We start from the raw sequence: 21442 nt of genomic DNA, 5'->3' as shown, positions 1-21442 counted from the left end.
CACCGTCCTGTTCCAGTTAGTTCATTGGGTAGTTCCACGTGCCGCAAGGCAGCCGCAGGCTCAAGCCCGGGCTGCCTTGCGACAGTTCGCCGTGATTCAGTGACTGCCTCAGTTCCTGACGGCGATGGCGGCAGCTCCAGCTGCCTTGAATTCGGTGATGCGTTCGCGCGGCGTGGAGTCGCTGACAAGCGCCTCCCCCACCAGGATGGCGTTGGCGCCGCCCGCGGCGTAATGCGAGACGTCGTCCACGCCCCGCACACCCGACTCGGCGACGATGACGGCCTCGGCAGGAATCAATCCAGCCAGGGAACTGAAAACCGAGCGGTCGACGTCGAGGGTCTTGAGGTTGCGGACATTGACGCCGATGATCTTGGCCTGGGCCGCGACGGCGCGCTCGATCTCTTCCTCGGTGTGGGTTTCCACGAGCACGTTCATGCCGAGCTCGTGGCTCAGCGCGCTGAACTCCGCCAACTCCGAGTCCGACACTGCCGCGACAATAAGCAGGATGAGGTCGGCGCCGTGGGCACGGGCTTCCCAGATCTGGTACTCGTCCACCGTGAAGTCCTTGCGCAGCAAGGGAATATCGACGGCGGCGCGGACGGCATCGAGGTCGGCCAGCGAGCCGCCGAAACGGCGCTGTTCGGTCAGGACGCTGATGACGGAAGCCCCGCCGTCGGCATACTGAACCGCAAGGGAAGCGGGATCCGCGATGGGCGCGAGGTCGCCCTTGGACGGGCTGCGACGCTTGATTTCTGCGATGACCTTGAGGTCGTTGCGGACGGATGAGGGACCACCCAGGGCGGCCCATGCATCGTGGGCCGGGGCGGCACCTGCGGCGCGGTCCTTCAGCTCCGCAAGGGAAACGAGACGGCTGCGCGTCTCCATCTCCTCCTTGACGCCAACAATGATGTCATCAAGAACGGTCACGATTAGTGGCCGTTGTTCTGCAGCTTGCTGCCGCCCACTCCGTAGCCCGCCTTGCGCATGACGAAGCCCACGATCAGGCCGATGACCATGACAACCAGTCCGCCAATGAAGATCGGGGTACTGGCAATGACGAACGCGATGGAGGAAATCAGGGCACCGACCAGCATCACAAGTACGCAGGTCCAGGCAGCCGGGCTGTTTCCGTGGCCAATGGCGTCAGCGTGGCTGGCCATGGTGGATTCAGCTTGGTTTGCGGACACTGTTGTTTTGCTCATGTGAAATCTCCTCAGGATGAATACTGCTTACATTCTGCCATTTATTGGCGGCGCCCGGGACATCGTCCGACGTCACGACAGGCGTGTGGGCTTTTGTTGCGCCACACCTGCCCGGAAGCCCACTGTGGCTGCCTACGTAGGGTCCTCACCACGCGACAGGCTGTCCCAGCTGTCAATCTCGTCCACCGGTTCGTTACTGCTCTTCCGGCCCCGCGCGCCGGCGTCGTACTTGGTCCGGGAGGTCCAATAACGTCCGGCCAGCGGCAAGGCAACAGCGCAAAAGGCCAGCAGGGCACCCGCCACAATGGCTGCCACCGGGAACGCCGTGGACGCAGCGTCAGCCTGTCCGCCGGACACGCCTGTTGCTGCAGCAATGGCACCTTGGGCGGCACCCAACGGGTCAAGCAGGACAGTGATTGCGGCAAGAATGATCCCGGCCGCCGACAGGACGATGAGGACCGCGATGATCCAGCGCGCGATTTTCCCGGCAATGGACGCTGCCAGTCCGCCGGCCAAGGCGACCACCGCAAGGGCAGTAACTGCCGTGGCTGCCTTGCTGCCTTGGACGTGGAGGTCGCTGTTGGACGCTCCGGTGGGATCCAGGCTGACCTCGATCCAGGTCTGCGTGGTGGCACCGAATACCGCCAGGGCAAGGATGGTGGTGGCGAGAACCACAGTGGATTTACGTGCCCAGCGCGGCGGCTGCCTGACGGGAGATGCTGAGGGTGCGGTGCTCATGACGCGGAAGTCCCGTCGTCGTGGATATCCGCAGTCCCTACCGTCTCAGCGGAAATGTTCTGCAGCGATCCCGCGGTGTGAACGGCCCGAAGGGGCGCGGCCGCTTTGTTCACCGTCTCCAGCGCTTCGGATGGCTTGTGCGAATCGGCCACGATTCCACCGCCGGCCTGGACATAGGCGCGGCCTTCACGGAGCAGGGCTGACCGGATGGCAATCGCCATGTCCATGTCACCGGCGAAGTCCAGGTAACCCACCACGCCGCCGTAGATGCCACGCCGGTGGGGTTCCAGTTCGTCCAGCAGTCGCAGCGCGCGGGGCTTGGGAGCGCCGGACAGCGTGCCCGCCGGGAACGTCGCTTTGAGGACGTCGTAGGCCTTGGCCTGGGGAGCGAGCTTCCCTACCACGGTGGACACCAGGTGCATGATGTGGCTGAACCGCTCCACTTCCATGAACTGCGTGACGTCCACCGTTCCTGCCACACAGACCTTTGACAGATCGTTGCGGGACAGGTCCACCAACATCAGGTGCTCGGCCCGCTCCTTCTGGTCGGCCAGCAGTTCTGTCGCCAGTGCTTTGTCCGCCTCAACGGTCTTCCCACGGGGGCGCGAACCGGCGATGGGGTGGGTGATGACTTCCTCGCCGGTCACAGTCACAAGCGCTTCCGGTGACGAACCCACAATCGAGTACCCGCGGCCGTCCGCATCCTCCAGGCTGAAGAGATACATGTACGGGCTCGGGTTGGTGTTGCGCAGGACGCGGTAAACATCCAGGGGATCCGCAGCGCATTCCATCTCGAAGCGCCGGGAAATCACCACTTGGAAAACCTCGCCGTCAACAATGGCTTCCTTGCCGCGGTCGATCGCCTCAAGGTACTTGGCTTCATCCCACCGCTCCTGGACGCTGGAAGCAAAGTCCAGGGCAGCGGTTTCCAGCACAGAGACCGGCTGGGCCACGGGGGTGCTGATCAGGTCCAGCAAACCCTTCACCCGGGCGACGGCGTCGTGCCAGGCGTCGTCCACGCGCTCGGAGCTGTCGTCGAAGTTGATGGCGTTGGCAATCAGGAGGACGGTGCCGTCCACATTGTCATGAACAGCCATGTCGGTGACCAGGTTGAGGGCCATCTCAGGCAGGTGCAGGTCGTCTTCGGGCGGAGACGTCAGCCGCTCCCAGTGACGGACGGCTTCCCACCCGAGGAAGCCCACCAAACCGGACGTGAACGGCGGCAACCCATCAAAGCGGTCTGTTTGGAGTGCCTCGATGGTGTCCCGCACCGCGTCAACAGGGTTACCCGAGACCGGAACCCCCACGGGCGGCTCACCAATCCAGTGGGCCTGTCCGTCTTTGGTGGTCAGCGTGGCACGGGACTTGGATCCGATGAAGGAGTAACGCGACCACGCGCCGCCAACTGCCGCGGATTCCAAGAGGAATGTTCCAGGTTGGCCCTTGGCCAGCTTTCGGTACAAGCCGATAGGAGTCTCGGCGTCTGCCAGAACCTTGAGTCGGACAGGGATGACACGGCTGTGGACGGCGAGTTCGCGGAACTCTTCCAGGCCCGGGCTGATGATTCCAAGGTCCTGCATGGCTATGTTCTCCGCCTTTTGTCTGAGGTGGTGCGTCAGTGGAAAGTAGTGGGTGCCTTAGTCGCGGTGGCCCGTAACAACTGTGAAGTCGCGACCATCGAAGCAGGTCCGGGTACCGGTGTGGCAGGCTGCGCCGATCTGGTCCACGCGGATCAGGAGGGCATCGCCGTCGCAGTCAAGGGCGACAGACTTCACGAACTGTACGTGTCCGGAGGTGTCGCCCTTGCGCCAGTACTCCTGGCGGGAGCGCGAGTAGAACGTCACACGTCCCGTGGTCATGGTGCGGTGGAGAGCCTCGTCATCCATCCAACCAAGCATGAGGACCTCGTTGGTGTCATGCTGCTGCACGATAGCGGCAACGAGTCCGGATGAATCACGCTTGAGGGCGCTGGCGATCTCCTGCGGCAAGGGGCCTGCGGGGTCGCTGGAGGGCTCCACGGCGGGAGAGTGGCTGGGGGCGGACTGCTCTGACATCAGATCAAGTCTAGTGCCTTTGGCGGGAGCCGGATTCTGCGGCGGTTCCACTGCGCATGAGGGCTCCGATCGTGCTAGTTTCACAAGTGATGCATTTCGTCGATCCTTCCCGAGAAGTACTGGCCGAAACCCTGCTGGCGGCCGGACCTGACTCCCCCACGCTCTGCGAAGGGTGGCAGACGCGGGATCTTGCTGCTCATTTGTATCTGCGCGAACGGAAGATTGCAGTGGGTTTGGGCCTTCTGATTCCCAGCCTGGGCAAGGCCTCGGAAAAGGCCACTTCCAAGCTTGCAGCCAAGCTCAAGAGCCCTGACGCCTACGCGGACCTCATCAAGACGTTCCGCGCCGGCCCACCGGCCCTCTCCCCCTTGAAGATCAAAGCCCTGGATGAGACGTCCAACCTCATTGAGTATTTCGTTCACACTGAGGACGTCCGCCGCGCGGGCGACCGTTGGGCCCCCCGCGCACTCGACGAAGCATATTCGGATGCCCTGTGGGACGACCTCATCAAGCGGGCTGCCTTCCTGTACCGCGGCGTAGACCTCGGCATCGTCCTGGTACGTCCCACCGGGCCGCGGCATGTCGCCAAGCGCGCCCCCGTTTCCGTCGCCATTGTTGGCGAACCGGGCGAATTGCTCATGCATGCGCACGGCCGCACCAGCCAGGCTTTGGTCACCTTCGAAGGCCAGCCGGACGCCGTCGCGTTGTTGCAGTCCGCCGATATCGGCCTCTAAACAAACCAAGGGAGGGTCACTGCGTGGTGACCCTCCCTTGCTTTTAATCATTGCCGATCAACGGACTTCGAAGCCGGCCTCCCGGATGGCGGCCTTGACCTGGGCGATCATGTCGTCCGGACCAAAGTGGAACACCGAAGCGGCCAGTACGGCATCAGCTCCTGCTTCTACGGCGGGCGGGAAGTGGGCCGGTTCCCCGGCGCCGCCCGAGGCAATGATCGGAATGTTCACTGCAGCGCGGACCAAGCGGATCAATTCAAGGTCGAAGCCGTCCTTCGTACCGTCGGCGTCGATCGAGTTGAGCAGGATTTCGCCCACGCCCCGGTCCGCTGCTTCCTTGGCCCAGGCGATGGCGTCGATGCCGGTTCCGGTGCGGCCACCGTGGGTGGTCACTTCAAAACCGGACGACGTCGGGACGTCACCTTCGCGGGTACGGCGCGCATCCACGGAGAGCACCAGGACCTGCGAGCCGAAGTGACGGGTGATTTCGTCAATGACCTCCGGACGGGCAACAGCGGCGGTATTGATGGACGCCTTGTCCGCACCGAAGCGCAGGAGCTTGTCCACCTCTGCCACGCCACGGACACCACCACCCACGGTGAGGGGAATGAAGACTTCCTCAGCCGTGCGGCGAACGACGTCGAACGTGGTTTCGCGGTTGCCGGATGAGGCAGTGACGTCCAGGAACGTCAGTTCATCGGCCCCGCCATTGTCGTAACGGTGCGCAAGTTCCACCGGATCACCGGCGTCGCGGAGGCCTTCAAAGTTGACGCCTTTGACGACGCGGCCCGCGTCGACATCAAGGCAGGGTATGACGCGGACGGCTACAGCCATGTGCTGCTCCTCAGTTCTGCTGGGCTCTACTCGATCACTGCGTGGGTTAGATGCGGCAGGCGTGGATGCTGCTGACCAGGATGGCGCGCGCACCGAGGTCGTAGAGCTCGTCCATGATGCGGTTGGTTTCTTTTTTGGGAACCATTGACCGCACGGCAACCCATTCCGAATCACGCAGGGGCGACACGGTGGGCGATTCAAGGCCGGGAGTCAGCGCAGCGGCGTCTTCCACCAGGTCCTTGCGGATGTCGTAGTCCATCAGCACGTACTGGCGGGCCACCAGGACGCCCTGGAGCCGGCGGATGAGGATCTCGATTTCCTTGGCTGTACCGTTGGCTGCTCCACCTGAACCGGAGCGGCGGATGAGCACGGCCTCGGACTTCAGGATGGGATCGCCAAAGATCTCCATGCCGGCAGCCTTGAGGGTGTTTCCGGTTTCGACGACGTCGGCAATGGCGTCCGCCACGCCGAGGCGTACGGAGGACTCCACAGCACCATCGAGGCGGACCACTGTGGCGTTCACGCCGCGCCCGGCGAGATAGTCGCGCAGGAGGCCGTCATAGCTGGTGGCCAGGCGCTTCCCTTCAAGCTGTTCGACGCCGGCGAAGTCACCTACAGGACCGGCAAACCGGAAGGTTGACGGCGCAAAGCCCAGGGGAAGAATTTCCTCGGCTTCGACCTTCGCATCGAGCAGGAGGTCCCTGCCGGTGATGCCGACATCCAGCGTTCCCTGGCCCACGTAAACAGCGATGTCACGGGGACGGAGGAAGAAGAACTCAATGTCGTTGTCGGGGTCCACCATGACCAGCTCGCGGGTATCGCGACGTTGGCGGTAACCGGCCTCGGACAACATGGCCGAGGCGGCTTCGGACAGGGATCCCTTATTGGGGACTGCTACACGGAGCATGGGGAGACTTTCTTGTTGGAAGGGAGTTTTCAGGCACCTTGGCCACGTAGGGGCTCCGCTACAGGCGAGCGGAGTGGCGTGGCTAGAGATGCTTGTAAACGTCCTCCAGAGTGAGGCCCTTGGCGAGCATGAGGACCTGCAGGTGGTAGAGCAGCTGGGAGATTTCCTCAGCGGCGGCTTCGTCCGATTCGTACTCCGCGGCCATCCAGACTTCGGCGGCCTCTTCGACCACCTTCTTGCCGATGCCGTGGATTCCGGAGTCCAGTTCGGCAACCGTGCGCGAGCCTGCCGGGCGGGTCGCTGCTTTCTCACTCAGTTCTGCGAACAGCGTCTCGAAATTCTTCACGCCCTCCAGACTACTTGCTCCGGGGCGGACACCGCTTGTTGGGGCGTTGCATGACGAAGGGGATGTGAGTGAAGACACACCCACATCCCCTTGAGTGCCCGCAGGCAAGGGCTTTAGCTGAACTGCTTCAACGTCACTGCCGTGGCGAGGGCTGCGGTGACAGCTTCGTGGCCTTTATCTTCTTTGGAACCGGGCAGGCCTGCGCGGTCCAGGCCCTGCTGCTCGGTGTCACAGGTGAGGACACCGAAGCCCACAGGCACGCCGGTGCGGACACTGACATCGGTGAGTCCGGATGTCGCGGCCTGGCATACGTAGTCAAAGTGCGGTGTCCCGCCGCGGATGACCACGCCAAGTGCCACCACTGCGTCAAAGTGCGGTGCGAGCCTGGCGGCGGCGACAGGAAGCTCAAAGCTGCCCGGAACCCGCAGGAGTGTGGGCTCGGCGATCCCGGCTTCCTTGGCGGCGCGAAGTGCGCCATCCACCAGCCCGTCCATGATCTGTGTGTGCCAGCTTGCTGCCACAATGGCCAGCTTGAGCTGCGAGGTTTCCTCAGGGTTAAGGGTGGTGAGGTCGATAGTGGGGGCGCCGTGTCCGCTCATGGTGTGGTGTGGATCCGTTCAGTCTTGGTTGTTGTCAAAGGTGTGGTTCGAAGGCGTCTTGCCATTGCTGACGGGCTCGACATCGAGCGTCAGCCGGTGGTCCATCCGGTCCTTCTTGGTTTGCAGGTAGCGCAGGTTCTGTTCGCGTGAAGGCACCTCGGTGGGGACCATTTCCACCACAGTCACTCCGGCCTTGTCGAGCCGGTGCTGCTTGTCGGGATTATTGCTCAGAAGCCGGACTTCATGAAGTCCCATCTCGGCGAGGATCTGTCCTGCCGCGCTGTACGAACGTGCATCAACCGGCAAGCCCAGCTGCTCATTGGCTTCCACTGTGTCGAAACCGGCTTCCTGCAAGGCGTAGGCCTTGATCTTGTTGGCCAGCCCGATGCCGCGGCCCTCCTGGCCGCGCAGGTAGAGCAGCGTTCCGCCTTCGGCGTGGATGAGTTCCAAGGCAAAAGCCAGCTGTTCTCCGCAGTCGCAGCGGTATGAACCGAAAACATCGCCGGTCAGGCACTCGGAGTGCAGCCGTACCAGCGGCGCACGGCCATCCTTCGGCGGATTGGGCGAACTGACGGCGAGGTGTTCAACGCCGGTCACGTGGTCCGTCCAGGCCTGAGCCACAAAGTCGCCGAAAGCCGTGGGCAACTGCACGATCGGGCCACCGCTGACGGGGTGGGGCGCAGGGCCGGTGTGGTCGCTGCTGCGCGTGGTCGATGCGGTCATCGCTTCTCCTCGTCCTCCTGTGAAATGGGTGCCGTCTGGGACTCTACCGCCTCAACATACGACACCAGGTCCTCTATGGAGATGAGGGGGCATCCATGGTCGGCGGCGAAGTCGCGCAGGCTGTCCAAGCGCATCATTTCACCATCATCATGTACCAACTCTGCGATCACACCCACCGGGGCCAACCCGGCAAGACGACACAGGTCTACGGCAGCTTCCGTGTGACCCGGACGTTCACGCACTCCCCCTTTAACCGCACGCAACGGGAAAATATGCCCGGGACGGGTTATGGAGGCCGGGGTGCTGCCCGGATCTGCCAGAATACGGGCCGTCAGGGCCCGGTCCGTAGCCGATATACCTGTACTGACGCCGATCGCTGCATCACAGGAAACGGTGTATGCGGTCCCCTTGGCGTCCTCGTTGATCTCCACCATGGGAGGCAGCACCAGTGCATCCGCACGTTCGCCGTCCAAAGGGACGCAGATGACGCCGGATGAATACCGGATGGTCCATCCCATGAGTGCGGGCGTGGCATGCTGGGCCGCGAAAATAATGTCACCTTCGTTCTCACGGTCCTCGTTGTCCACCACGATCACTGCCCGGCCCGCGGCCATCGCCTCAATGGCCGTTTCCACGGGATCCAGTGCTATACGGGGAGTTCCGGCCGGTGAGGTCTTTGCAGGGGCGCTCATCGTGTGCTCCCTGCCTGCGGCGCGAAGGACAGGAGGCGTTCGGTGTACTTGGCCAACACGTCCACTTCCAGGTTGACGTGGCCACCCACTGACTTGGCTCCCAGCCCGGTTTCTTCCAGCGTTGTGGGGATCAGCCCCACCTCAAACCACGGCGCCGGTTCGGCAGCAGCGCTGACGGCGGTCACTGTCAGCGAGACACCGTCGACGGCGATCGAACCTTTCTCCGCGATGTAGCGTGCCAACGGGGCCGGGACACCAAACCGCAGCCGGTCCCAATTTCCGAGGGCCTCGCGTTCCAGCAACTCCCCCACACCGTCCACGTGCCCCTGCACCACATGGCCGTCCAGCCGTCCCCCCGCTGGAACACAGCGTTCAAGGTTCACGGTGTCCCCCGGGGCCAACCCGCCGATGGTGGTCCGGACGAGGGTTTCACCCATGACATCAACGCTGAAGTCCTGCCCGTCAATTTGTGTGGCGGTCAGGCACACTCCGTTGACGGCGATGGAACCACCCAAGGCCAAGCCATCGGTGGTGGTGGGTGCTTTCAGCCGCAGCGTGGCGCTGGCGTCGCCGTCATGCTCAATGCCCAGCACGGTGCCTTGTTCTGCAACGATTCCCGTAAACATCAGTGTCCTCCTGTGACATGTTCCGCAGCTTCACCGCGCGGAACCAAACTCTTGTGTGGAACCAAATTCTTGATATTGGCGGCGGTGCCCCTTGGGGACCGCAGGTGCAGCCGAAGGTCGTTGCCGAGCGTCCGGACCGCTCCGCCACCGGCGTCGTCCCAGGACCAGTGCTGGGCGTCCGCCAGCGTGGTGATTCCGAGGTCGTGCAGGGCGGGAGTTCCGGATCCCAGCAACGTCGGAGCCATGTAGACGATCAGCTCGTCCACGAGATGCGCGCCAAGGAATGTGCTCAGGATGGACGAGCCGCCTTCCACCATGACGTGCCTGACTCCCTGGTCGAACAGCATGCCCAAAGCCTCTGCCGGATCCCGTGTTGGCAGGTGCACAAAGCGCCCGTCGGTCCCCCGGACTGCCGCATCCTCAGGGACCTCCCGTAAACCCATTACGGCGCGGACCGGCTGCCGGTTGGAGAGTTCTCCCTCCGCGTCCCTCGCAGTCAGCCTGGGGTTGTCGATCAGGACCGTCCCCGTGCCCACCAGGATGGCGTCGATGAGTCCCCGCAGCCCATGGTTGTCAGCGAGCGACTCCGGACTGGAAATCCATTGACTGGTGCCGTCCTCGGCCGCAATGCGGCTGTCCAACGTCTGGGCGATGTGCAAGGTGACGAAGGGGCGCTTGGCGGCAACGGCGTCGAACCAATCGCGATTGAGGTCGAACGCCCGCTCCAGGGCCAGCCCGGAACGGACCTCCACGCCGGCGGAACGGAGCGTACGGGCACCGCCCGCAGCGGGGTCGTGGGGATCGTCGACGGCGTAAATCACCTTTGAGATTCCCGCCGCCATGATTGCCTGCGCACAGGGTCCCGTGCGGCCCACATGGTTGCACGGTTCCAGGGTCACCACCATGGTTGTTCCCACGGTGTCGATGCCTTGCTTGCGGGCTTCGGAGATCGCGTCTGCTTCGGCATGGGCCGTGCCGGCACCCCGATGGTATCCCGTCGCCAATTGCTGGCCCCCGGGACTGAGGATGACTGCCCCAACCAACGGGTTGGCTCCGCGGGGACCGGCAAGGGCTGCGGCGAGTGCGGCATCCATGGCCGCGCGCTCCGCCGGAGTGTAGAGGGCTGTATCGGCCGTCATCGTGCAACTCCCGCCGGTAGTGCAAGGTCCGGTGTGCCGGCATCACGACCGGTGCGTTCGCGCTTTTCGGCCCGCCACCAGACGAAGAACCCGGTGAGGGTGAAGAAGCCGTAGAACAGGTACATGACCGCGCTGGCGTAGTAGCCGGCGCTGAACAGCAACGGCACACCTACAATGTCCACGGCAACCCAGATCAGCCAGAACTCAGTCCATCCACGGGCCATGCCGTACGTCGCCAGAAGTGACCCCATGAAGGTCCAGGCGTCGGCCCAGACCGGCGGGTAGGAACCGAGGGCATCAAACAAGGGCGTCAGCGCTGCCGTGCCGGCCACCATGGCGCCAACCAGGGCGATGCGGACCTTGTTGCTGGCCCAGCCAGGCACAATGGCGCGCCCTTGGCTGCTCGATTGACGGCCTTGCTGCCACCGGTACCAGCCGTAAATGGCGACGGCGATGAACATCACCTGCCGTGCTGCCTGCCCCCACAGGGTAGCCGGCGCAGCTGCACCAAAGACGTTACCCAGAAAGACCGTGAGCAGGAGGATGTTGCCGATTATGCCGATCGGCCAAGCCCAGACTTTGCGGCGCATACCGCCGAGGGCGCTGAGGAGCCCAAAAATGTTTCCAAGCACTTCGCGTAAGACAAGAGCAGATCCTCCAACGGGGATCTGTGCTTCGAAGAGCCATCGCAGAAAGTCCATGCCGTTCCTTCCCAGTAAGCCGCGATGACTCCGGGGGTGTACGACAGCGCAATGCCGGGCGTCGCTAAAGGAACGCCCACGGCATGACTGTACGTGCTTCTCCCATCCAGACTTTAACTGTCGGTACCGGAATTTCACCAGTTCAACCGTCTGCCATCGAAGGTCCAATCACTTGGAATCCGATGGCTCGCGGGTCGCGGACTATAACCGCCGGTTCGGACTTACACCGACCCCGGAGCACGTATGTGTGTTGTTATTCTGCCACAACTACCAAGACGGCCGGGCTATTCCCAGCCATCTTCGTAACATGTGGTGACGATCGTCAGGCGAACGTCGCCGTCACAGCCTGGCCCGCTGCACGGAGCCGATCGATCGCAGCTGCGGGGTCCTGGTGCCCATAGACCGCCGAGCCTGCCACGAACACATTGGCACCGGCTTCTGCGGCCCTGATGATGGTTTCCTCAGTAATTCCCCCATCCACTTGGATGGCCACGCCGATGCCGGAGCCCTCTACCGCAGCCCGCGCACGTCGGATTTTGGGCAGGGTGATGTCCAGGAAGGACTGCCCACCAAATCCGGGCTCCACCGTCATGATCAACAGCATGTCCAACTCGCTGAGCATGTCCAGGTAGGGCTCAACCGGCGTAGCCGGACGAAGGGCCATTCCAGCTTTGGATCCCCGCGCACGCAGTTCGCGTGCCAGCTTGACGGGGGCCATGGCGGCTTCCGCATGGAACGTCACCGAAGCAACGCCTGCGTCCGCGTAGGCAGGCGCCCAGCGGTCGGCGTCGGAAATCATCAGGTGGGCGTCCAACGGTACCGGACTGACCGCCTGGATCCGCTGCACGACCGGAAGGCCCAGCGTCAGGTTGGGGACAAAGTGGTTGTCCATGACGTCGACGTGAACGGCATCGGCATTGCTGATCCGCTGCAGTTCCGCCTCAAGGTTGACGAAATCGGCAGACAGGATGCTCGGATTGATACAGCACTGAGACAAAGCAGCCCCTCTGGGTCGGTGGAAATGGAAAGCCGGGTTCCGGCAGTTACGGCTTTTTACGGATGATGGCCATGAACATGGCATCGGTCTGGTGGACGTGCGGCCACAACTGGGCTGTTTGTTCGTGACCTGCGCCCAAGTGTCCGGTGAGGCTGACATCGTCAAGAGCCTGCCCGGCGTTGAGTAGTTCCAGGTCCGCACGCTTGGCCATGACGTCGCTGACAACCGCAGTGGTTTCGGCCGGGTGCGGCGAGCATGTCACATAGGCAACCACGCCGCCGGGCTTTACTGCATCAATTGCAGACTTCAAGAGGTCACGTTGCAACGGACCGAGGTCGCCAATGTCCTTGGGTGAGCGCCGCCAGCGCGATTCGGGCCGCCTGCGCAACGCTCCCAGCCCGCTGCAGGGAACATCAACCAACACGCGGTCGAAAGCTTCCGCCTGCTCCGAACCAACGTCGCGTCCATCACCCGTCCGTACCGACCATGTGTCCTCCGGAACAGCCGACAGTGCCTGCTGAACGAGCTTCGCCCTGTGTGGCGCGGGCTCGTTGGCCAACAAGGTAGCGCCGTCCCTGTGCGCCAGGGCAGCCAGAAGAGCGGCCTTGCCTCCCGGACCTGCGCACAAGTCCAACCAGCGTTCACTTCCGGAGGAGGCGCCCAGGTCCACGCCAGCCAAGGCCCGGGCAACCAGCTGGGATCCGACATCCTGGACGCGGGTGGTTCCGCGACGAACTGTTTCCAGGCGGCCGAGGTCTCCACCGGCGGACAATGCCGAATCTTCCACCAGTTCGCCTGCCGTGGCCCCATTGTCGAAAGCCTCGTCCAGGCTTCCCAAACCCGGCAGTGCCACCAGATTAACCACGGGCGCGGCGTTGTCCGCCTCCAGCAGGTCATCAATTTCCGACTTCGGACGTCCGTGGTTGACAAGCGATTGGCGCAATGCGCGGACAATCCATTCAGGGTGGGCATGCCGAAGCGAGGCAATCCGGGTTTCATCGGTTTCGTTGGCCAGCAGGATGTCCAACCACTCGCCCATGCTGTGGGCAGTGACCTTGCGCAGGACTGCGTTGATCAGGGCTGACGGACCTGCGCCGATGACGGCACGCGCCAAGCCAACGGTCTGGTCCAACGCTGCATGCGCAGGAACACGCATTGAGAGCAACTGATGGGCGCCAATCCGCAGGGCATCCAGGATTGCAGGGTCCAACTGCTCGAGGGGGCGGTCCACGCAGCGGGCGAGAATAGCGTCATAGGTGCCTTGACCGCGCAAAGCGCCGTAGCTCAGCTCCGTGGCGAAGCCGGCATCCCGGCGATCCAACCGGTGTTCCCGGATGCGGGCTGGGAGCACCAGGTTGGCGTAGGCATCCTCGGAAGCAACAGCACGGAGCACTTCGAAGGCCACAAGACGGGCTGGGTCAGCGCGGCGCGTACGCTGCGATGGAGCATTGTTCGTGAAGCCCCGTTGAGGGCCACGGTTTCGCTCCCGGCCCTGGGCGTCACGCCGGCTTTCGCCACGTGCACCCCGGTTGCCTTGTCCGGCGCCGTCCCGGTTCCCGCTGTTGTTGGGGCCTCGCCGGCCGGACTCACTCATTCGAATACCACTCTCTCGGGTGTTGCCAAGCCGCGGGCCCAGTCAGCCGACGACATCATTTTCTTACCTGCCGGCTGGATCCTGCCGAGCTCAACGGCGTGGGATCCGGTGCCCACCAGCACAGACTTGCCATCCACCCTGATGGCGCCCGGAGCCAGGTCCTTGATCTCAGGACGGAGTGCCAGTGGTTCAAGTTTGATCCGCTGGCCTTCCAGCGTTGTCCATGCCCCCGGCTCGGGTGTCACACCACGGGCCCGGCGACTGACGGCAAGGGCAGGCAGCTGCCAGTCAAGGCGGCCGTCCTCCAGCATCAATTTGGGAGCGAGGGAGACTTCTCCGGTTTGGGGTTGCGGGGCAGCCTGACCGGCGTCGATCGCGGAAAGCGTCTGGCTGAGAAGCACGGCTCCGCTGATGGAGAGGCGCTTGAGGAGGTCCCCGGAGGTGTCGTCCGGCCGCACAGCTTCAGTGAGGGTACCGAACACGGGGCCGGTATCGAGGCCTTCTTCGAGCTGGAACGTTACGGCACCGGTGATTTCGTCCCCCGCGATGATTGATCGCTGGACGGGGGCAGCGCCCCGCCAAGCAGGGAGGAGCGAGAAATGCAGATTGACCCACCCATGCCTCGGAACTCCCAAGGCTGCCTTAGGAACAATTCCACCGTAGGCAACAATGGCAGCGACATCCGGGGCGAAGTCCGAGATCCGGGCGGTGGTTTCCGCATCGACCTTGGCCGCGCGGATGACGTCGATACCCAGTTCCATGGCCCGCGCTGCGACGGGCGAAGGTGTCAGTACACGCTTCCTGCCTACCGGCGCGTCCGGGCGCGTCAGGACCGCGACGACGTCGAATCCCGCCTTAACCAGAGCGTCCAACGATGGGACGGCCACCGCGGGGGTTCCTGCGAAAAGGACCCTCACTCGGGTGCCCCGAAACTGCCGCCACCAAAACTGGATCCCACGCTGGCGGCGCGCTGTGACGTGGTCTTCTCCGTGATGGCATGGTAGTTGGCGTTCCGGATGGCGCGGAGGGCTGCCTTACGGTCCTCCCCTTCCAACCTGTCCGTGTACAAGATGCCGTCAAGGTGGTCCGTTTCGTGCTGGAAACACCGGGCAAGCATGCCCTCTGCTTCCACCGAGACCGGGTTGCCGTTCAAATCAACACCGGTGGCCCTGGTTGTCCGGAAACGGCGGACCGGGAAGCCCAGGCCGGGGATCGAGAGGCAACCCTCTACTTCATCCGGCTGGAAGTCATCGCTGTTTTCCAGGACAGGGTTGATGATGTGGCCTTCCACTCCACCAATGCGGTAAGTAAAAACGCGCTGGCTGACGCCGATCTGAGGTGCGGCGAGGCCCGCACCCTCCACGTCCTCCATGGTTTCCGTCATGTCAGCTACCAGCTTGGCGAGCTCCGGACCGAAATCGGTGACGGGGTCCGCTACGGTGCGCAACACCGGATCCCCGATGATTCGGATACTCAAAATTGCCATGTGCTGTCAGTCCTCACTATCGTCAAACCCGGCTCCGGGTGTTGCGGAGCCTAAGCCAGTTTAGTTGAGGTCAATCACCGCTGGCGCTGTTTGCCGCTCCGGCGCCAACCGCTGCGAACACCGGCGGAGCAATGGGCAACAGCGCTTGTCCCGCTGCAGAGACGTCTGCCGACATTTCCCAGACGCGCCGAAGCGCGCAGAACTTCCACCAGTGGTGCTTGAGGATTTCCGGGTTGGCCCGCATCGGCCGGACTTCGGTCTCTCCGATGGCTACAGCGAGCAGCATGGGGTTGTCTCCGTATTTCCATGGCTCCCATACTCCGGCAACGGGATCGACCAGGCTTTCCTCCGCCTTCATTCCGGCCGCGAGTTGCATGACCACTTTGTCATCGAGGGCCTTGACCGTTCCATCCCGCGTGGTGCCTTTGGTCTTGTAGTCGATCAAACAGATACGCCCATTGATCCGGGCTACAAGGTCAAGTGTCCCGGCATAGCCCACAGTCTTGTTCCACACGGTGATCTCCGGGGCCAGCGGCTCCACACGGTACAGTTCCCACCATTCATCGAAGCGGGCGGCAAACGCCTCCTCACCATGGGCTGCGAGGTCGTCCCTGCATTCCTGCATGCGGTGCGGACGTCCCAGAGCACGCAAGGCAACCTGCTCGCAGTACGTGTGCACGCGGTCGCCTCGTGCTGCTGCCGCGTCCCTATACACCTCAGCAGCTTTGGCCGCCTTGTTGATCGCTTGGCGGGTTTTGGCCGGGCTTCCAAGAATCGCCGGAAGCTCCGGGTCCGCAGCGAGACTGCTCGCACCCATGTAGCTGAACCAACCGTCCAGCGAGTGGGCCTGTTGTCCGATCACCGTGGTGATGGAGGGAACCGAAAATTGCTCCGTGGTAGAGCGGGCATACATCCGGCCGTAGTCAGTAGCGTGGGCAAGCAGTGGAGCAGTCATATAAAGACTGTGTCATACAGGGCCGACAGAATTCTCCGGCGGGAAGATCATTGCGAGTTGCTCCGGCGGCAGCCGGGCCAGCTTCGCCGCAAGGATGGGAGCCGTCTCCGCCAGTTCCGAAGTGGACAGCCCAGGGTCAGGAGGGGTCCAGGGCACATCAGGTTCATCCTCAGCACGCATGTTGACAAAGTGCTCCGATGAAGCGTTTCGTGACGCGAAATACCCATCGGTGTTGGCGAATGCCGTGCAATTACTGCCCCGTCAAGCGCGAGGCCGCCGTCAGCACCAAGGACTGGAGTGCTTACACCAGGCAAAAAGCGGACGTGGTGGCCGCGATCCTCACAAGCGCAGGAGAACCCGACTAGCACTAACCAGCGTCCGGTATGGGATCCTTCATCGGCGCCTTGGCGTTGAACCGAATCCCCATGTGAGAGAGGCAAAGATCAATGAAGATTGGCAACTTCGTTCCTGCGCGGGTTGAGCTGCAGGAATCCCAGGTTGGCCGCCGGCAGGTACTGATAAGCCTCGGGGGCGCAGTTCTCGTCGCCACGGTGAGTGCGTGCCCTGCTGGTTGATTGCCATTTAATGACACCAGGACAAGAGGGGGAATGCGATCAACCGTGGCAATTACTGAAACCGAGACACCTTGGTGGTGGGACTGGGTAGTACCGGTGTGGTGTCCCCGTGGTACTTGGGACAGTAGGTAGCCATCATCCTGCCGAGCAGGATTCATGGACCTCGCTCGCGAGTCCCACGCAGGTACCAGGGAGTGGAGGAAAATGCCTCAGAAACCCAAAAGCCCCCGGAATTCCGGGGGCTTCTCTTGGTGGGCGATACTGGGTTCGAACCAGTGACCTCTTCGGTGTGAACGAAGCGCGCTACCACTGCGCCAATCGCCCGGGTGCATAGAAAACACTAACCGACCACGGCCTGATTGCAAAACCGATCAGCGCCTTCATTGACAACGGAACTACAGCGGTGGAATTACATGGGTGAAACTCAGGGGATTCCGCGCAGATTCAAGGATCCAGCCACCTGCGAAACCAAATCCCCACCCTCGATTTGGAGTTTGCAACAACCTCCTATAGAGTTTTTACTCGTCGGAAAGCGACGGAAAGCCTGAAGGGTTGTCCGTCGAAACGACACTGCGGACGTAGCTCAGCTGGTAGAGCACCACCTTGCCAAGGTGGATGTCGCGAGTTCGAATCTCGTCGTCCGCTCGCAAGGCACTGTCAAAGCAGGAATTTCCCGGAATTCGGCTTACACGGTGGGTTGGCCGAGAGGCGAGGCAGCGGCCTGCAAAGCCGTATACACGGGTTCGAATCCCGTACCCACCTCGGTGAAAACCATGTCTTCCAGCAGTTGGCTGGATGCATGGGCGATTGGCGCAGCGGTAGCGCGCTTCCCTGACACGGAAGAGGTCACTGGTTCGATCCCAGTATCGCCCACCAGAACAAGGCAACTTGTTTGTTGTTGACGGCCAGGCATCAGCCCGGCAGACAACATGTGCGGACGTAGCTCAGCTGGTAGAGCACCACCTTGCCAAGGTGGATGTCGCGAGTTCGAATCTCGTCGTCCGCTCTCCTACTCGATAGGACCCGGAAACGGGCGATTGGCGCAGCGGTAGCGCGCTTCCCTGACACGGAAGAGGTCACTGGTTCGATCCCAGTATCGCCCACCAGAACAAGGCAACTTGTTTGTTGTTGACGGCCAGGCATCAGCCCGGCAGACAACATGTGCGGACGTAGCTCAGCTGGTAGAGCACCACCTTGCCAAGGTGGATGTCGCGAGTTCGAATCTCGTCGTCCGCTCCAGAAAGAAAAGCAGCTCCCCCGGAGCTGCTTTTTTTGTACCCAACTTCAGCAAATAATCGATTCATTACTTGAAGTAACCGATACCCCTCAGAAGAAGTCGCTTTATCTAATGTGATTAGGCTCGCATAATGTACTGCGAGCTCATCACCGTTCCACGCCAACTGGCAGGAGTACCCCCATGAATCAACAGACGGCTTCCAAGTCCGTCCTGAGGCGCAAGCCGATCGACGACATTGAGGAAGAAAACAAGCACAGCGGACTATTCAAAAGTCTGGGCCTCTGGCAGCTGACGGCCATCGGCGTCGGCGGAATTATCGGCGTCGGGATCTTCTCCCTCGCCGGCCTTGTAGCCCACGGGAGCGAGGGAACTCCGGGCGTAGGCCCCGCAGTTCTGATTTCCTTCCTGATCGCCGGCTTGGCATCCGGCGCCGCCGCGCTGTCCTACGCCGAATTCGCTGGAATGATCCCACGCGCCGGCTCGGCTTACACCTACGGCTACGTGGCCCTCGGCGAGATCATTGGCTGGTTCATCGGCTGGGATCTGCTGCTGGAATACATCGCGATCGTGGCTGTGGTGGCCATCGGCATCTCCGGTTACTTCGATGCGTTCCTCTCCGGCATCGGAATCCACATGCCAACGTGGATGACGTCCACTGCCGACGAGGGCAAGGGCGGCCTCATCAACCTCCCGGCGATCTTGGTCTGCCTGTTGGTCACGTGGATCCTGAGCCGTGGAACCAAGGCCTTTGGCCGGTTCGAACTGGTAGCGGTGGCCATCAAGGTCATCCTGATCCTGTTCATCATCGGACTCGGTATTTTCTACGTCAACGCCGAGAACTACAACCCGTTCATGCCCAGCGGCTTCGGTCCGGTTATCGCCGGCGCCGCAACCGTCTTCTTCGCAGTCTTCGGCTATGACGCAATGAGCACGGCGGCCGAAGAGGCGAAGGACGGCAAGAAGCACATGCCCAAGGCCATTATCTTGTCCTTGATCATCGCCATGCTTTTGTACGTAGCTGCCACGCTGGTCCTGACCGGTATGCAGAACTACAAGGACATCAACCCCACGGCCGGCTTCGCGTCGGCGTTCCAGGGGGTTGGACTGCCCGTCATTGCCACCATCATCTCGGTGTTCGCGGTGCTTTCCATCCTGACCGTCATGCTGACCTTCCTGTTGGGCGTCACGCGCGTGTGGTTCTCCATGAGCCGCGACGGCCTGCTGCCCGGTTGGTTCGCCAAGACTGACCGGCACGGCACGCCACAGCGCGTGACGTGGATCGCCGGCGTTGCTTCGGCCTTCCTCGCCGGCGTTTTCCCCATCAAAGAAGTAGCCGACCTCACCAACATCGGCATCCTGGCCGCCTTCGTGGTGGTCTGCGTTTCAGTAATTGTTTTCCGATACACCAAGCCAAATGCTCCGAGGACGTTCCGGTTGCCGCTCATGCCGATCGTCCCTGCCTTCGGCGTCCTGGCCTCCGCGTTCCTGATGTTCCAACTGCATTGGGAAACCTGGGCCCGGTTTGGAGTGTGGCTGGTCATCGGCCTGGTGATCTACTTCGCGTACGGTCGCAGGCACTCACTGATGAACCCGGACAGCCCGCGCCACAAGGTGGAAAGTAAGCCATTGGCGTAGTTTGTCCACAGCGTCATCCGCAACCCTTGGCACCCCTGTCAAGTGGTGTTAGGGTCGGACGCGGAGGAGCGAACTGGCTCCGCGATGGAAGGGAGGTGCCCGTGGGTTTAATTGACGACCTGAAGGGCAAGGCTCAGGGTCTCATTCAAGGCAACGAAGAAGCCATCAAGAATGGCATCGAAAAGGCCGGGGATTTTGTGGACAATAAGACGGGCGGCAAGTATGCCGGCCACGTCGACAAGGTCCAGAATGCCGCTTCCGACTTCGTGGCCAAGAACGACGGAAAGCCTGGACAGGCTCCCGTCACGGATGAGCCGAAGCAGCCGTAGCTGCCTGAGCCGCCGTACCAGATACGTCAAGGGGGCACCGGTCCCGCCGAGAGGCGCCACCGGTGCCCTTGGCGTTTAACCGACAGGGCGTCCGACCGCTGTTCGGGTACGTTGGACTTCATGCGTTCTGTCTCCCCGCCCACCACTCATAACCATGTCAGCCGGGACACACTGGGCCCGCCGATCACCGCCGGCATTGTGACAGCGTTGGTTGGCTTTACTTCATCGTTCGCAGTAGTCCTGGCAGGTCTTCAAGCTGTGGGGGCCAATCAGGCCCAGGCATCCAGCGGTTTACTGGCACTCACCCTGACCTTCGGCCTCGGGATCCTGTGGCTGTCCTGGCGGTCCAGGATGCCGGTCACGCTCGCGTGGTCAACACCCGGGGCAGCGCTGCTCGCCTCCGCTGGAACGGTCGACGGCGGCTGGCCGGCTGCCGTGGGCGCGTTCCTGATGGTCGGGGTACTGATCGTCCTGACGGGATTGTTGCCGGTGTTGGGGCGCCTCATGGCCAGGATCCCTACTGCGCTGGCGCAAGCCATGCTTGCCGGGGTCCTGCTTCCCCTGTGCCTGGCGCCCTTCAAGTCGTTGGGCTCGGCACCGCTCCTCGTTGCTCCGGTGATCTTGTGCTGGGTTGTGCTGATGAAGTTCGCACCGCGTTGGTCTGTCCCGGCATCGTTGCTGGTTGCCCTCGCCGTCATCGGGATCCACATAGTCTCCAACGGAGTCCAGGTACCCCTTCACAGCCTCGTGCCAAGGCTTGAGTGGACAACTCCGGCCTTCTCCCTAGAGGCTGCCGTAGGGCTGGCATTACCCTTGTTCATCGTCACCATGGCATCGCAAAACATTCCAGGCGTCGCAGTCCTGAAGTCGTTCGGGTACACCACTCCATGGCGCCCCTCGATGCTGGTCACCGGCGCGGGCACTCTTGCCGGTGCACCCTTCGGCGGACACGCGATAAACCTCGCGGCGCTCAGCGCAGCGCTGGCGGCGGGAGAGGAAGCAGGCAAGGACCATGGCAGGCGTTGGATCGCAGCGTTCGTTTCCGGACTGGCCTACCTTGTCCTGGCCGCGGCGTCCGCGGCGCTGGTGACGTTGGTGGCCGCAGCCCCGCCAGGACTCCTGGAAGCCGTCGCCGGCCTGGCACTCCTGGGGACCCTGGCCGCCTCCATTTCCTCAGCGCTGGCTGTAGCGGAGGAACGCATTCCGGCTTGCATCACTTTCCTGTTGGCAGCGTCTGGCCTCAGCTTTGCCGGGGTTGGCGCTGCGTTCTGGGCGCTGGCCGGAGGCATCCTGGTGCGCTGGATGCTCAAGAGCCGCGAGCCTGTTCAGAAAGCGTGAA

At 62.6% G+C, this 21442-nt stretch carries 23 protein-coding genes, 7 tRNA genes and 1 riboswitch; of the genes, 10 read left to right on the top strand and 20 right to left on the bottom strand.

Translation table 11 applies throughout. The annotated features are described in order from the left end of the window. Positions 1-108: 108 nt before the first annotated feature. The 5 genes from trpC to hisI all read right to left on the bottom strand — a co-directional run bounded on the left by trpC (position 109) and on the right by hisI (position 3994). Positions 109-927: an indole-3-glycerol phosphate synthase TrpC gene (gene trpC, locus AYX22_RS09660; RefSeq protein ID WP_207597213.1), complete on the bottom strand. Its 819-nt coding sequence runs from the start codon at positions 925-927 to the stop codon at positions 109-111. Between the two features lie 2 nt (positions 928-929). Further along, positions 930-1202 (bottom strand): HGxxPAAW family protein, encoded by a 273-nt coding sequence (locus AYX22_RS09655; RefSeq protein WP_207597212.1) that lies wholly within the window; start codon positions 1200-1202, stop codon positions 930-932. Between the two features lie 132 nt (positions 1203-1334). Continuing rightward, complete coding sequence (locus AYX22_RS09650) at positions 1335-1940, bottom strand: Trp biosynthesis-associated membrane protein (protein WP_207597211.1); 606 nt, start codon at positions 1938-1940, stop codon at positions 1335-1337. After that, positions 1937-3520 carry an anthranilate synthase component I gene (locus AYX22_RS09645; protein WP_207597210.1) on the bottom strand — a complete coding sequence of 528 codons (1584 nt, stop codon included), beginning with the start codon at positions 3518-3520 and terminating at the stop codon, positions 1937-1939. Before AYX22_RS09645 ends, AYX22_RS09650 begins: the two co-directional genes overlap by 4 nt. A 57-nt stretch (positions 3521-3577) precedes the next feature. Further along, the gene (gene hisI / locus AYX22_RS09640) at positions 3578-3994 is read right to left on the bottom strand and encodes a phosphoribosyl-AMP cyclohydrolase (protein ID WP_207597209.1); all 417 of its coding nucleotides are present in this window, start codon (positions 3992-3994) and stop codon (positions 3578-3580) included. An 89-nt stretch (positions 3995-4083) separates the two neighbouring features. Between hisI and AYX22_RS09635 the strand changes: the two genes are divergently transcribed. After that, positions 4084-4728 carry a TIGR03085 family metal-binding protein gene (locus AYX22_RS09635; RefSeq protein ID WP_207597537.1) on the top strand — a complete coding sequence of 215 codons (645 nt, stop codon included), beginning with the start codon at positions 4084-4086 and terminating at the stop codon, positions 4726-4728. Positions 4729-4785: 57 nt separating this feature from the next. Here AYX22_RS09635 and hisF read toward each other — a convergent pair whose 3' ends face one another. The 15 genes from hisF to AYX22_RS09560 all read right to left on the bottom strand — a co-directional run bounded on the left by hisF (position 4786) and on the right by AYX22_RS09560 (position 17226). After that, complete coding sequence (hisF, locus tag AYX22_RS09630) at positions 4786-5562, bottom strand: imidazole glycerol phosphate synthase subunit HisF (protein WP_089594622.1); 777 nt, start codon at positions 5560-5562, stop codon at positions 4786-4788. Between the two features lie 46 nt (positions 5563-5608). After that, a complete protein-coding gene (gene hisG / locus AYX22_RS09625) occupies positions 5609-6469 on the bottom strand; it encodes an ATP phosphoribosyltransferase (protein WP_207597208.1) in 861 nt (286 codons plus the stop codon). A gap of 82 nt (positions 6470-6551) precedes the next feature. Then, complete coding sequence (locus AYX22_RS09620) at positions 6552-6815, bottom strand: phosphoribosyl-ATP diphosphatase (RefSeq protein ID WP_024820576.1); 264 nt, start codon at positions 6813-6815, stop codon at positions 6552-6554. A gap of 113 nt (positions 6816-6928) precedes the next feature. Continuing rightward, the gene (ribH, locus tag AYX22_RS09615) at positions 6929-7414 is read right to left on the bottom strand and encodes a 6,7-dimethyl-8-ribityllumazine synthase (RefSeq protein ID WP_207597207.1); all 486 of its coding nucleotides are present in this window, start codon (positions 7412-7414) and stop codon (positions 6929-6931) included. A gap of 18 nt (positions 7415-7432) precedes the next feature. Then, positions 7433-8137 (bottom strand): GTP cyclohydrolase II, encoded by a 705-nt coding sequence (gene ribA / locus AYX22_RS09610; protein ID WP_207597206.1) that lies wholly within the window; start codon positions 8135-8137, stop codon positions 7433-7435. Then, a complete protein-coding gene (gene ribB / locus AYX22_RS09605) occupies positions 8134-8829 on the bottom strand; it encodes a 3,4-dihydroxy-2-butanone-4-phosphate synthase (protein ID WP_207597205.1) in 696 nt (231 codons plus the stop codon). Before ribB ends, ribA begins: the two co-directional genes overlap by 4 nt. Beyond that, a complete protein-coding gene (locus tag AYX22_RS09600) occupies positions 8826-9455 on the bottom strand; it encodes a riboflavin synthase (RefSeq protein WP_207597204.1) in 630 nt (209 codons plus the stop codon). The genes ribB and AYX22_RS09600 overlap by 4 nt, the downstream gene beginning before the upstream one ends. After that, positions 9455-10594: a bifunctional diaminohydroxyphosphoribosylaminopyrimidine deaminase/5-amino-6-(5-phosphoribosylamino)uracil reductase RibD gene (ribD, locus tag AYX22_RS09595; protein ID WP_207597203.1), complete on the bottom strand. Its 1140-nt coding sequence runs from the start codon at positions 10592-10594 to the stop codon at positions 9455-9457. The genes AYX22_RS09600 and ribD overlap by 1 nt, the downstream gene beginning before the upstream one ends. Then, on the bottom strand, positions 10591-11295 hold the full coding sequence (pnuC, locus tag AYX22_RS09590) for a nicotinamide riboside transporter PnuC (protein WP_207597202.1): 705 nt from the start codon (positions 11293-11295) through the stop codon (positions 10591-10593). Before pnuC ends, ribD begins: the two co-directional genes overlap by 4 nt. A gap of 89 nt (positions 11296-11384) precedes the next feature. Further along, positions 11385-11540, bottom strand: a riboswitch (FMN riboswitch). Positions 11541-11617: 77 nt separating this feature from the next. After that, on the bottom strand, positions 11618-12292 hold the full coding sequence (rpe, locus tag AYX22_RS09585; protein ID WP_172323889.1) for a ribulose-phosphate 3-epimerase: 675 nt from the start codon (positions 12290-12292) through the stop codon (positions 11618-11620). 46 nt (positions 12293-12338) lie between these two features. Next, positions 12339-13886: a transcription antitermination factor NusB gene (locus AYX22_RS09580; RefSeq protein ID WP_207597201.1), complete on the bottom strand. Its 1548-nt coding sequence runs from the start codon at positions 13884-13886 to the stop codon at positions 12339-12341. Beyond that, a complete protein-coding gene (fmt, locus tag AYX22_RS09575) occupies positions 13883-14803 on the bottom strand; it encodes a methionyl-tRNA formyltransferase (RefSeq protein ID WP_207597200.1) in 921 nt (306 codons plus the stop codon). Before fmt ends, AYX22_RS09580 begins: the two co-directional genes overlap by 4 nt. After that, entirely contained in the window at positions 14800-15372 is a 573-nt protein-coding gene (gene def, locus AYX22_RS09570) for a peptide deformylase (protein WP_207597199.1), read from the bottom strand. The genes fmt and def overlap by 4 nt, the downstream gene beginning before the upstream one ends. 70 nt (positions 15373-15442) lie before the next feature. Continuing rightward, complete coding sequence (locus AYX22_RS09565) at positions 15443-16327, bottom strand: cytochrome (RefSeq protein WP_207597198.1); 885 nt, start codon at positions 16325-16327, stop codon at positions 15443-15445. A gap of 824 nt (positions 16328-17151) precedes the next feature. After that, positions 17152-17226 (bottom strand) — tRNA-Val (locus tag AYX22_RS09560). Positions 17227-17474: 248 nt separating this feature from the next. Between AYX22_RS09560 and AYX22_RS09555 the strand changes: the two genes are divergently transcribed. The 9 genes from AYX22_RS09555 to AYX22_RS09515 all read left to right on the top strand — a co-directional run bounded on the left by AYX22_RS09555 (position 17475) and on the right by AYX22_RS09515 (position 21441). Next, positions 17475-17547: transfer RNA gene (locus tag AYX22_RS09555), tRNA-Gly, on the top strand. 46 nt (positions 17548-17593) lie between these two features. Beyond that, positions 17594-17664: transfer RNA gene (locus tag AYX22_RS09550), tRNA-Cys, on the top strand. Positions 17665-17703: 39 nt separating this feature from the next. Beyond that, a tRNA-Val gene (locus AYX22_RS09545) sits at positions 17704-17778 on the top strand. A 57-nt stretch (positions 17779-17835) separates the two neighbouring features. Further along, a tRNA-Gly gene (locus AYX22_RS09540) sits at positions 17836-17908 on the top strand. A 25-nt stretch (positions 17909-17933) separates the two neighbouring features. Further along, positions 17934-18008 (top strand) — tRNA-Val (locus AYX22_RS09535). Between the two features lie 57 nt (positions 18009-18065). Further along, positions 18066-18141, top strand: a tRNA-Gly gene (locus AYX22_RS09530). 178 nt (positions 18142-18319) lie between these two features. Further along, positions 18320-19774: an amino acid permease gene (locus tag AYX22_RS09525; protein ID WP_207597197.1), complete on the top strand. Its 1455-nt coding sequence runs from the start codon at positions 18320-18322 to the stop codon at positions 19772-19774. 95 nt (positions 19775-19869) lie between these two features. Continuing rightward, positions 19870-20103: an antitoxin gene (locus tag AYX22_RS09520; RefSeq protein WP_207597196.1), complete on the top strand. Its 234-nt coding sequence runs from the start codon at positions 19870-19872 to the stop codon at positions 20101-20103. Between the two features lie 120 nt (positions 20104-20223). After that, positions 20224-21441: a benzoate/H(+) symporter BenE family transporter gene (locus AYX22_RS09515; protein WP_207597195.1), complete on the top strand. Its 1218-nt coding sequence runs from the start codon at positions 20224-20226 to the stop codon at positions 21439-21441. Position 21442: the final 1 nt, after the last annotated feature.

It is taken from the genome of Arthrobacter sp. D5-1, assembly GCF_017357425.1.
GTDB lineage: Bacteria > Actinomycetota > Actinomycetes > Actinomycetales > Micrococcaceae > Arthrobacter.
Note: the sequence above shows the minus strand (reverse complement) of the source record. Positions and strands in the feature narration are given on the sequence as shown.